The organism is Bacteroides sp. (genome assembly GCA_036351255.1).
GTDB lineage: Bacteria > Bacteroidota > Bacteroidia > Bacteroidales > UBA7960 > UBA7960.
Window position 1 is genome coordinate 1 of sequence record JAZBOS010000114.1, and the last position, 11270, is coordinate 11270.

10 protein-coding genes are annotated in these 11270 nt (G+C 47.6%); 7 read left to right on the forward strand and 3 right to left on the reverse strand.

The genetic code is table 11. The features are described from left to right. The 3 genes from V2I46_11310 to V2I46_11320 form a co-directional block, all read left to right on the forward strand. Window positions 1–1567, forward strand: a 1567-nt coding sequence (locus V2I46_11310; GenBank protein MEE4178084.1) for a TonB-dependent receptor plug domain-containing protein, incomplete at its 5' end; no start/stop codon positions are given. A 51-nt stretch (window positions 1568–1618) separates the two neighbouring features. Beyond that, on the forward strand, window positions 1619–2734 hold the full coding sequence (gene pdxA, locus V2I46_11315) for a 4-hydroxythreonine-4-phosphate dehydrogenase PdxA (GenBank protein MEE4178085.1): 1116 nt from the start codon (window positions 1619–1621) through the stop codon (window positions 2732–2734). Between the two features lie 19 nt (window positions 2735–2753). Next, window positions 2754–5249, forward strand: coding sequence for a bifunctional UDP-N-acetylmuramoyl-tripeptide:D-alanyl-D-alanine ligase/alanine racemase (locus tag V2I46_11320; GenBank protein MEE4178086.1), 2496 nt, complete (start codon window positions 2754–2756; stop codon window positions 5247–5249). A gap of 120 nt (window positions 5250–5369) precedes the next feature. Here V2I46_11320 and V2I46_11325 read toward each other — a convergent pair whose 3' ends face one another. Together V2I46_11325 and V2I46_11330 are read right to left on the reverse strand one after the other, a co-directional pair. Then, complete coding sequence (locus V2I46_11325) at window positions 5370–5771, reverse strand: four helix bundle protein (GenBank protein ID MEE4178087.1); 402 nt, start codon at window positions 5769–5771, stop codon at window positions 5370–5372. Window positions 5772–5914: 143 nt separating this feature from the next. Continuing rightward, on the reverse strand, window positions 5915–6490 hold the full coding sequence (locus tag V2I46_11330) for an aminodeoxychorismate/anthranilate synthase component II (GenBank protein ID MEE4178088.1): 576 nt from the start codon (window positions 6488–6490) through the stop codon (window positions 5915–5917). Window positions 6491–6680: 190 nt separating this feature from the next. Here V2I46_11330 and V2I46_11335 point away from each other — a divergent pair, with 190 nt between their 5' ends. Continuing rightward, on the forward strand, window positions 6681–7058 hold the full coding sequence (locus tag V2I46_11335; GenBank protein ID MEE4178089.1) for a RidA family protein: 378 nt from the start codon (window positions 6681–6683) through the stop codon (window positions 7056–7058). 284 nt (window positions 7059–7342) lie between these two features. Beyond that, a complete protein-coding gene (locus V2I46_11340; GenBank protein ID MEE4178090.1) occupies window positions 7343–8884 on the forward strand; it encodes a YifB family Mg chelatase-like AAA ATPase in 1542 nt (513 codons plus the stop codon). Window positions 8885–8901: 17 nt separating this feature from the next. Here V2I46_11340 and V2I46_11345 read toward each other — a convergent pair whose 3' ends face one another. Further along, on the reverse strand, window positions 8902–9225 hold the full coding sequence (locus V2I46_11345; GenBank protein ID MEE4178091.1) for a gamma-glutamylcyclotransferase family protein: 324 nt from the start codon (window positions 9223–9225) through the stop codon (window positions 8902–8904). Window positions 9226–9533: 308 nt separating this feature from the next. Here V2I46_11345 and V2I46_11350 point away from each other — a divergent pair, with 308 nt between their 5' ends. Together V2I46_11350 and V2I46_11355 are read left to right on the forward strand one after the other, a co-directional pair. Next, window positions 9534–10733, forward strand: coding sequence for a saccharopine dehydrogenase family protein (locus V2I46_11350; GenBank protein ID MEE4178092.1), 1200 nt, complete (start codon window positions 9534–9536; stop codon window positions 10731–10733). 91 nt (window positions 10734–10824) lie between these two features. Continuing rightward, window positions 10825–11190, forward strand: coding sequence for a four helix bundle protein (locus tag V2I46_11355; GenBank protein MEE4178093.1), 366 nt, complete (start codon window positions 10825–10827; stop codon window positions 11188–11190). The last annotated feature ends 80 nt before the right edge of the window (window positions 11191–11270 follow it).

Genomic DNA, 11270 nt, shown 5'->3' on the forward strand with positions numbered 1-11270 from the left:
CGTGCTCAGGGCTGAAATGGGGGATGAGGAACTTGAAGTCAATATTACAGGCACGCGTGAATTAGCAAACGCTTCACTGCTGGCCCAATCAAAGGGAGAATCGTTGTTTTTTGAGCAAACACCGGGTGGTGAAAGAACGGCAACCTTCAGAATTCCCCTTAACATTTTTCCTTCTGGCATTGCGCAACTGGTATTATTCTCAGCAGAAGGAATTCCGCAAGCGGAAAGACTGCTTTTTGTCAATCACGATGACCAGGTTTATTTTGATATGCAAGCCAGGGTGTTGCGATCGGGGGAGGAAACCGCCCTGAGCATTGATGTGCTGGCCAGCGATGAGGAGGGAAATCCACTGGCAGGCAATTACTCGGTTGCCGTTCAATATGGTGATGTCGGGGAAAGAACCCGCTTTGATAATATATTCAGCAACCTTCTCTTGGGCTCCGACTTGAATGGCAGGGTAGAAGAACCAGCACAATATTTCGATTACAGCCAGGATGATCCTGAAGCTATGGTTGATATGCTTATGCTGACCCAGACCTGGCAACGTTTTTCCTGGTCAGGGTTGCTGGGCGCCACAATGCCTGATATTGAATCCAATCCTTCATATGGAATAGATGTGAGCGGGACCCTGGTCGGTAAACAGGATCAACTTGGAGTGGCCAATGCAGAAGTCAGGTTACGGTTAGTGGAAAACCCTTCTCAGACTTATCAGAGCAAGACAGACGGCGAGGGCAAGTTTCTTTTTAAGGGGCTTCCCCTTTTTGATGTTACCATGGTTGAAATTATCCCACCCATGATTGCGGGAAGGCAATTACCTGAAGTGTTGCTGGATTCCACGGGAAGGATTGATCCGGGAATTGATCCATTACTTTATGTGCCCAATGCAAATACCCTGATGCAGCAAATTACTGAAAGAGGGAAGGAGTGGAGCCGTCCAAGGGGCACCCGGAGAGGCGTTTCCCCTGAAAGGGGAGAACAACTGTATGGCACCCCCGATCAGACCATTTATATCAATGATATTGAACCGTATTCTTCCATTCTTGATGTGCTGAGAGATAAGGCTATTGGTTTGAGTATTTCCCCTTCAGGGTTTATTACGATTCGGGGCGCAACCAGCATTAATTATCAAAGTGCCCCGCTGTTTTTTGTAGATGGTGTTGAAAGTGAGGGTGCATTTTTAAGTTTACATCCCAGGGATGTGGAGCGAATCGAGATTTTCAAGGGAGCCAGCACAGCTGCCTTTGGGGCCCGGGGGGCTGCCGGGGCCCTGGCCGCCTACTCCAAACGCCGTGACTTTCAGGCTGAACTTTTAACCTCCAGTATGTTCCTGATCAATGGGTTGCATGTACCAAAAGCATTTATGAGTGAACCGGAAAGCATAGCAGCTTTTGACACCATCAATACCGTGAAGACTCTTTTTTGGGCTCCTCAATTGCAGTCCGGTGAAGAGGGGATTGCAAACTTTCAGTTCCGTCCTATTCCTGGGGTAACCCAATACCGAATTATTATCCAAGGGGTTGGAGAGGATGGCAAGGTTGGTTATGCAGAGTTTATCCTTGGGAACTGATTGGCTTGCCGATTATAAGTATCTTTGAGAAAAATTATCTGGAAAGGTTTTATGGAAAACGAACTCGAAAAGCAGGCCTCCATCCGCGTTGGGATTACCCATGGAGATGTGAATGGCATAGGATATGAGGTTATAATGAAAACCCTGGCGGATGTCAGGGTGCTTGAATTTTTTACCCCTATTGTATATGGTTCTTCGAAAGTGGCTAGTTATCACCGCAAAGCCATTGATTTGCACGACTTCAATTTCAACATTGTAAAATCGGCTGAGTTTGCCCAGGAGGGTAAAGCTAACCTGGTCAATATTTACCCTCAGGAGATCAAGATCGACCTTGGACAATGCACGGATATTGCCGGTGAAGTGGCTTATCTTGCCCTGGAGGCTGCCACCGAAGACCTGAAGAGAGGGCATATCGATGCCCTGGTTACCGCGCCCATCAACAAACAGAATATCCAAAGCGAGGCTTTTCAATTTCCCGGACACACGGAATACTTGTCGAAGAAGTTCGGGGTCAGCGAGAGCCTGATGCTGATGGTTAGCCATCATATGCGTATAGGGGTCATCACGGGTCACGTACCCCTTTCAGAGGTTCCCGGGATGATTTCCAAAGAACTTATACTAAAGAAAACCCGTCTGATGCATCAATCGCTTACCCGTGATTTCGGTATCAGGAAGCCCCGTATCGCGATCCTGGGGCTGAATCCTCACGCCGGCGACAAGGGCGTTATAGGCATTGAAGAACAGCAGGTGATCATTCCGGCCATTCAGCAAGCCTTTGATGAAGGCATGCTGGTTTTTGGGCCTTATCCTGCCGATGGGTTCTTTGGCTCTGCGGCCTTCAGCCAGTTTGATGGGATTCTTGCCATGTATCACGATCAGGGCTTAATTCCTTTCAAGGCGTTATCCTTTAAGAGTGGCGTGAATTTTACGGCAGGCTTGCCCTATGTGCGTACCAGCCCAGCCCATGGTACCGCTTATAATATTGCTGGCAGGAACGAAGCCTCGCCGGATGCTTTCCGTGAGTCGGTTTACCTGGCCATCGATGTGGTCAGGAACCGTCATATGTATGAAGAGGTCACAGCCAATCCTTTGTCGGCCTCTTCCCTCGATGCCGATACCGACAGCGATCGCAATGCCTTAAAAGAGCTTCCTGAGAACGGGGATTAAATTTTTTTGAACGCTTTCCATGCCTGCATACAAGTTGACAAGACTTTGTGAAATGGCCGGGGGACAGCTTTATGGCGCTTCCCCGCCGGATGTTTCAATCAGGCATTTACTCACCGATAGCCGCAGGTTACTTTCACCTGCAACCACCCTTTTCGTGGCCATCGTGACGCCCAAGAATGATGGACACCAATACATAGGCTCTTTGTTTGAACGCGGGCTGCGCTGTTTTTTGGTGTCGAATCTGCCGGCTGAAGATTTCCCGATGCGCAGGGAGGCAGTATTCATCCTGGTTAAGGACACGCTGGAAGCCCTGCAGCAATTAGCTGCTGCACACCGTGCTGCTTTTCCTTTGTCGGTGGTGGCTATCACGGGCAGCAACGGGAAGACCATCGTGAAAGAGTGGCTTTTTCAGCTGCTTTCCGAAAAAATGCCCGTGGTGCGAAACCCCCGCAGCTACAACTCTCAACTGGGTGTCCCACTCTCTTTATGGCAGATAGAGGAAGAACACCGGCTGGGGATCTTTGAGGCCGGGATTTCTCAGCCCGGCGAAATGGAGAAGCTTGAACGTATGCTCGCCCCGCAGACTGGCATTTTTACCAATATAGGGCCTGCCCATGATGAAGGTTTTCCCGCCAGGGAAAGCAAAATCCGTGAGAAACTTAAGCTGTTTAGTAACGCCAAATCGCTTGTCTATTGCCGTGATCATGCTGAACTCGATCACTATATCCGAAAGTGGCAGGCTGGACATCCTGGGGTGCAATTGTTTTCGTGGTCACTGAAACCTGGGGCGGATATATATGTCAGCGCTTTAAGAAGGAAGGATGCTTCCACACATATCCGTTTGGAATACAAAGATAAATCCTTTGATTTTACCATTCCTTTCACCGATCAGGCTTCTATTGAGAACGCGCTTCACTGCATGGCTTTTCTTTGCTTTAAGGGGTTTAGCAATGGGTGGATCAGTGAAAAGATGCCCCAGTTGCAGCCTGTAGCCATGCGTATGGAAATGAAGGAAGGCATCAACAATTGCCTGGTTATCAACGACAGCTATAACAATGACCTGTACGCCCTGTCCATCGCCCTCGATTTCCTGAACAGCCAGACAAGGCTTCCTAAAAAAACGCTGATCCTGTCGGATATCCTGCAAACGGGGATGCCTCCGGTATCATTATATGCCGAGGTCGCTGCCATGATTAAAGCAAGGGGAGTGGGGCGTTTCATCGGCATTGGCCAGGGACTTGTGGACTGCAAGGATTATTTTGATGCGAACGCCCGCTTCTTTGAAACAACAGGAGATTTCCTTCGAAATTTTGATCCCTCAGCATTCAGTCATGAGGCTATTTTGCTGAAGGGTGCCAGGGTATTTGGCTTTGAACGTATCAGCAACCTGTTGCAGCAAAAGGATCACCAGACCATTCTGGAGGTGAACCTTGATGCCCTGGTGCATAACCTCAATGTTTTTCGTTCATTCCTGAACCCCGGGGTGAAAGTGATGGCGATGGTGAAAGCCTTTTCATACGGCAGCGGCAGCGTTGAGGTGGCAGGGGTGCTGCAGTATTACCACGCTGATTACCTGGCAGTGGCCTATGCCGATGAGGGCAAGGACCTTCGCAAAGGGGGTATCCATATTCCAATTGTGGTGATGAATCCAGAGGTTTACAACTTCGGGGTCCTGCAAAAATTCCGCCTTGAGCCGGAAGTATACAGCCTGAAGCTTCTTCACAAGCTGGCCATGGCCTCCAGGGAATTTGAAGGGGTTAACGCTGAAAATCCCTTTCCTGTTCACCTGAAGATGGATACCGGTATGCACCGCCTGGGTTTTCTTCCTGAAGAGCTCGATGCATTGATTGCAGGGTTGGCTGAGAATCCTCAAATTAAGGTTGCTTCCGTATTCTCCCATATGGCGGCAAGTGATGAATCGGCTCACGATGATTTTACCCAAAAGCAGATCAGGGACTTCCAGGAAATGAGCCAAAAGATCCGGAATAGCGTTGGGTATGATTTCCTGCAACACATTAACAACTCAGCTGCCATCACCCGTTTTCCGGCGTCCCAATTTGACATGGTTCGTCTGGGGATAGGCCTGTATGGTGTTTCTGCAGAGCCTGCCCTTCAGGGACTGCTTCAACACGTGAGCACATTCCGTTCGGTGGTTTCCCAGGTGAAGCGCATCCCGCCCGGAGAAAGCATTGGCTACAGCCGTGCCGCCAGATCACAGGAAGAAATGGAGATTGCCATTGTTCCCGTAGGTTATGCCGATGGACTAAACCGTCAGTTGAGCAATGGAGCCGGCCACTTGTTGGTCAAAGGACAAAAAGCTCCCATTGTGGGGAACATAAGCATGGATATGTGCGCCATTGATGTCTCAGGCCTGGATGTAAAAGAAGGGGATGAAGTCATCATCTTTGGTGCACAACTGCCTGTTACGGAAATGGCAAAGGCATTGAATACCATTCCTTACGAGGTGCTTACCTCAATATCACAGCGGGTGAAAAGGGTGTATTTTCAGGAGTAAGAAGGGTTCTCATTGTTGTCAGGTTGTCATTGTTGTCGGGTTGTCTGGGTTGGTCCGCTGACCAGCGGATTATCTTTGTTGTCAAAAAATGGTTGTCGAAGTTGTCAGAGATGACAGGAATCAGGTTTTCCAGTTTTTTTCAACATAGCATAAAAAATGGTGAATTTTTATTCCCAGCGAATCCAGTTCTTGTGCAATGGAATCCCAGCCTTCTTCAGGATATGCTAAATGGATAAACTCAGCTTGTGATTTGGCTTCAAGGTTGGACGAGTGACTAAATACAAGAAATTTAATAAAATCAGATTTATATCTTTTGCGCCCGTACCCTTCAACAATGTTGTCTTTTGTGGATTGAGATGAACGCCTGATTTGCCCGCCAACCTCATACCGGTCGGGACTGGGAAGCTTTAAAGTTTTTTCTCTGATTTTAACTGCCAGATCAAATGCTTTCTGATAAATCTCAAGGTCCTTATATGACTTAAGCTTTGAATCCATGTCCTTTTTAGAATATTGACCATTCACTTTGAAAAAATGAAAACCATCCAGAACTTACAAAAAACAAAAACATCTTCAAACTGATAGCAATGACAACAAAGACAACAAAGACAACATTGACAACTTCGACAACCTCAAAAACCAAGACAACCTGGCAAAAATGACAACACTTATTTCCCCACCCAATTCCTCAAAATCTTCCTCCCCACTGGCGTCATCACACTCTCAGGATGAAACTGCACCCCGTGAACATCCAGGTTTTTGTGTTGCAGGCCCATAATATTGCCTGAGGGATCAATCGCTGTGATTTCCAGGCATTGGGGGAAAGTTTTTTTGTCGGGCACCCACGAATGATAGCGCCCCGTATTAAATAGCTCAGGACAATCCCTGAACAGCAGGGCATCAGGCTTCAGCACTTTGGTGGGGATGGATACCCCGTGCAAAACCTCGTCGAGGTTTTGTAACCGGCCGCCAAATATCTCTGCAATGGCCTGATGCCCCAGGCAAACGCCAAGAATGCTTTTTGTGCCTGCAAAACTTTTGATAACATCACAGGTGATACCCGCTTCCTCAGGCAGACCTGGACCAGGTGAGATAATAATTTTGTTGTATTTATCCACATCCTCCAGGTTGATCTGGTCGTTGCGGTAAACCTCCAGGATATCCTCATCCGAAAGCAGGTCCTCAACAATGTGAAACAGGTTGTAGGTAAAAGAGTCGTAATTGTCGAGGATCAGGATTTTCATTTCAGGGATTAAAAATCAAACCAATTTAAATACATAAATAGTAGTTAGGATATGAACCCATTGATTCAAGTGTACAAAATAATGTAAATTACCTGAATTGACCTTATTAAAACAGCTCTTTTCTTAAATCTGATTAAATCATTACATTTGCCTAAATACCTACAGCTATTCACTTTCAAAATATCTTTTTATGAAAACCATTATCAATACCCCGAATGCGCCTGCACCCATCGGCCCTTATAACCAGGCTGTAATGGTCAATGGAACGCTTTACGTTTCAGGACAGATTGGCATTGACCCCGCCATTGGTAAAGTGGTGGAGGGCGATGTGACCGTACAGGCCAAACAGGTGATGAAAAACCTGGAAAACATCCTGAAAGCTGCTGGAATGGATTTTTCCAATGTGGTAAAAACCAGCATTTTCCTCTCGGATATGAAAGACTTTCCCAAGGTCAACGAAATCTACGGAAGTTTCTTTAAAGCCGATCCCCCAGCCCGTGAGACGGTCCAGGTGGGCGCTCTCCCAATGTTTGTGGACGTGGAGATCAGCTGCATTGCCGTCAAATAAGAGCTGTTTCTTTTAATATACCAGGGGGCCTTCGGGCCCTTTTTTTGTAACTGGCGAGGCGCAATAGTATAGCATTTTTCTTAAAAACCTTTTGTTCGATTGGCATTCTTTTGCCCTATCAGAAGGAAACATTAACAATGGAGAGACCTGAAAGTGCAAGCATTTGGGCAGCTTTGTCGATATATGAAATTATATCAATCTTTAAATACATATATCTTGCATTTAATTCTTTTTATTTCTTTACAAAAAGATGTATTTTTAAATCCTGAAAAAAATATAGGCATATGCTGGTCAAAACATTCGGGAGCGCTGTTCACGGGGTTAGCGCCACCACGATAACCGTTGAGGTAGACGTGGGCCAGGGGGTGAATTTTTTTATGGTGGGCCTGCCTGACAGTGCAGTCAAGGAAAGCCACCAGCGCATTGAAACGGCCCTGAAGCATCAGGGACTTAAAATCCCTGGGAAACGTATCGTGGTCAATATGGCTCCTGCCGACATTCGAAAGGAAGGCTCGGCTTATGACCTGACCATTGCCATCGGAATCCTGGCTGCCAGCGGTCAGATAGCGGCCGAAAAGGTAGGGGAATATGTCATCATGGGTGAGTTGTCGCTCGATGGAAGCCTGCAGCCTATTAAGGGTGCGCTTCCGATTGCAATAAAAGCCCGGGAGGAAAACTTCCGGGGGTTTTTCCTTCCAGAACACAATGCCCGTGAAGCAGCTGTGGTGAATAATCTGGATGTTTACGGAGTGGAGAATATCAGGCAGGTGATCGACTTTTTCAATGGGGATACCCAGCTTGAGAAAACCGAAGTCAACACCCGGGAAGAGTTCTTCTCCAAACTTAATGATTATGAATTCGATTTTTCGGATGTCAAGGGACAGGAAAACATCAAGCGGGCCTTTGAGGTAGCTGCTGCGGGCGGCCATAACCTGCTTATGATCGGTCCTCCCGGCTCAGGCAAGACCATGCTGGCCAAGCGCTTGCCAGGCATCCTTCCCCCGCCGACCCTTAAGGAGGCCCTCGAGACCACCAAGATACACAGCGTTGCAGGCCGCCTGGGAAAGAATGCCTCCCTGCTGTCCGTCAGGCCATTCCGGGCACCTCACCACACCATCTCGGACGTTGCCCTGGTAGGGGGTGGTTCTTTTCCACAACCAGGCGAGATCAGCCTGGCTCACAATGGAGTGCTGTTTCTCGATGAGTTGCCCGAGTTTAAACGCACCGTTCTGGAGGTTCTTCGCCAGCCCCTGGAAGACCGCGTGATGACGGTGAGCCGCGCCAAGTTCAGTGTCCAGTATCCTGCGAGTTTTATGCTCGTTGCGAGTATGAATCCTTGTCCCTGTGGCTATTACAATCATCCCGAGAAGGACTGCGTCTGTGCACCGGGAGTGGTCCAGAAATACCTGAATCGCATCTCCGGCCCACTGCTCGACCGAATTGACATTCATGTGGAAGTTACTCCGGTGCCTTTCAAGGAACTGAGCGAATTGCAAGCCTCCGAGAAAAGCGCCCAGATCCGCGACAGGGTGATTAAGGCCAGGGAGATTCAGGCCGAACGCTATAAATCTTTTGATGGCATTTACTGTAATGCACAGATCAACACCAAGCTCCTGCGCGAGTTTTGCCAGATCGACAAGGCTGGAAGTCTTTTATTAAAGACAGCTATGGAAAAACTGGGATTGTCAGCCAGGGCTTACGATCGTATCCTAAAGGTCTCACGAACCATTGCTGACCTGGATGGGAAGCCTTCTGTTTTGCCCGAGCACCTGGCAGAGGCCATACATTATCGCAGTCTGGACCGTGAAACCTGGGGTGTAAGTTAAAGCAAGCCTGAAAAGGCTTATTCTGCGTTGCGGCGGGTGTAAGCCCATACGTTAAAAAAACTGCCGTCAGTAGTCCGCACTGTTACCTTTTCCCGCTGGTAAATTTCGGGTACTTCCTCCCAACGGTCTGCCTGCTCCAGTTGTTCAGTGCTTAACTGCAGAACTACGCCTTCCACAGATTTTCCTTCTGAGGGCTTAATGTAAGGGTATTCCTTATTTTTAATAAAGACCCAGTCCTTCAGGATGGCCTTTGAGAATACCGGGGGCTGCAGCCCAAAAAGATCTTTCTGGGTTTGCCGCTTTTTCAGCGATCCGTATACAAATACTTTGTAGAGTACCATAGAAATCAACGCTTTGTACAGGAAAAGAATGAAAGCCCTTAAAGTTAAACAATTTTTGATACCTGCCCCTGCCCGCAGCCTTTATTATTAAGGCATTTTCAGGAAAAAAGGGAAAAGGTTGAATGCTTTGCGATTTTTTATGGGATGATATCTAATTTTCCCCGGAAACAGCTAATAAGGGCAGACTGCCTGTAAACTTTCGTTTTCGACCCGTCCCAAAGAATTAAAATTTAACGGCGCTTAATGCCTAATTTCTTATTTTTGCTTATCTGAAGGGCATTGAAAGTTAAACCAAATCACACCATATTATGAGCAAAGTATTGATTATTGGAGCAGGCGGGGTAGGAAGCGTGGTCACCCGCAAATGTGCAGCCGTACCCGAAGTATTCACGGATATCATGCTGGCCAGCCGCACCCTTGAAAAATGCGACCAGATTGCCCGCGACATTGGAGGCGACCGTGTGAAAACCGCACAGGTAGATGCCGACAATGTACCTGAACTGGTGGAACTGATCAACAAGTTCAAGCCTGACATGGTAATCAATGTAGCCTTGCCCTATCAGGACCTAACCATCATGGAAGCATGTCTGGAAACCAAGACCCACTATCTTGATACTGCCAACTACGAGCCAAAAGATGTGGCCAAATTTGAGTATAGCTGGCAGTGGGCCTATCAGGAGCGCTTCAAGGATGCCGGCCTGCTGGCTATCCTGGGCTGTGGCTTCGACCCCGGTGTGACGGGCGTCTTTACCGCTTATGCCGCCAAGCATTATTTCGACGAGATCCATTATCTTGACATTGTTGATTGCAATGCCGGCGATCACGGCAAGGCTTTTGCCACCAACTTCAACCCCGAGATCAACATTCGTGAGATCACCCAGAACGGACGCTATTGGGAAAATGGTCAATGGGTCGAAACCCAACCCCTTGAAATCAATAAGCCCATTGATTATCCTGAGATTGGCCCCAAAGACTCATACCTGCTTTATCACGAGGAACTCGAATCGCTGGTGAAACACTTCCCTACACTCAAACGGGCTCGTTTCTGGATGACCTTTGGCAAACAATATATCACCTACTTGAATGTGCTGCAGGACGTTGGGATGACCAGCATCAAGCCCATTAACTTCAAGGGTCTGGATATTGTTCCTCTCGAGTTTCTGAAAGCTGTGCTGCCCGAACCCGCTTCCCTGGGCGAGGGTTACAAGGGGCAGACTTCCATCGGTTGCCAGATCCGTGGCATTAAGGATGGAAAGGAACGCACCTATTACGTGTGGAACAATACAGAGCATGCAGCAGCCTATCGCGATGTGAAAGCCCAGGGCATCAGCTATACAACTGGCGTGCCCGCTATGATTGGCGCCATGATGGCCCTTACAGGAAAATGGACAGGCAAAGGAGTCTTCAATGTCGAACAATTCGACCCGGATCCATTTATGGAAGCCCTGCCCAAATTTGGACTGCCCTGGCACGAACAGATCGACAAACCCTTGCCAGTTGAAAAATAGTGGTCAGTGATTAGGGTTTAGTGTTGAGGGATAAGTGATTAGGAAAGAAATCATATTTTGATTGTTTGAAATATTGGGAACATACATCTAAATGAAGGAAGGTGTATCCAAAACAAAAAGCCTGAATTTTGCGATTCGTGTCGTGAGTTTGTACCGTTCTCTAAGGGAAAACAATGAATTCGTTATTTCAAAAGAAGTTTTGAGATCAGGTACTGCCATTGGCGCCCTTATTCGTGAGGCTGAATATGCCGAGAGCGGGCTGGATTTCATTCATAAAATGTCAATTGCACAAAAGGAATGCAATGAAACCCTCTATTGGATTGAATTGTTGAAGGAAACCGATCTGATTGATCAGAGCGCTTTCGAAGGTTTATATGCAGATGCGGTTGAGCTGATGAAATTGTTAACTGCAATCATTAAAAAGAGAAAAGAGAACCTAAAGAAAGCGCCCTTTTGATCCCAAGCCCTTTATCCCATAACCCTGACTCTTGATCCTTAACCCCTAAACACTAAACACTAATCCTTTATCCCTAACCC

Bases quoted from the DNA above. Each gene is read 5' to 3' on its own strand.
- pdxA (MEE4178085.1), top strand. From the start codon at position 1,619: ATGGAAAACGAACTCGAAAAGCAGGCCTCCATCCGCGTTGGGATTACC.
- V2I46_11320 (MEE4178086.1), top strand. From the start codon at position 2,754: ATGCCTGCATACAAGTTGACAAGACTTTGTGAAATGGCCGGGGGACAG.
- V2I46_11330 (MEE4178088.1), bottom strand. From the start codon at position 6,490: ATGAAAATCCTGATCCTCGACAATTACGACTCTTTTACCTACAACCTG.
- V2I46_11335 (MEE4178089.1), top strand. From the start codon at position 6,681: ATGAAAACCATTATCAATACCCCGAATGCGCCTGCACCCATCGGCCCT.
- V2I46_11340 (MEE4178090.1), top strand. From the start codon at position 7,343: ATGCTGGTCAAAACATTCGGGAGCGCTGTTCACGGGGTTAGCGCCACC.
- V2I46_11345 (MEE4178091.1), bottom strand. From the start codon at position 9,225: ATGGTACTCTACAAAGTATTTGTATACGGATCGCTGAAAAAGCGGCAA.
- V2I46_11350 (MEE4178092.1), top strand. From the start codon at position 9,534: ATGAGCAAAGTATTGATTATTGGAGCAGGCGGGGTAGGAAGCGTGGTC.
- V2I46_11355 (MEE4178093.1), top strand. From the start codon at position 10,825: ATGAAGGAAGGTGTATCCAAAACAAAAAGCCTGAATTTTGCGATTCGT.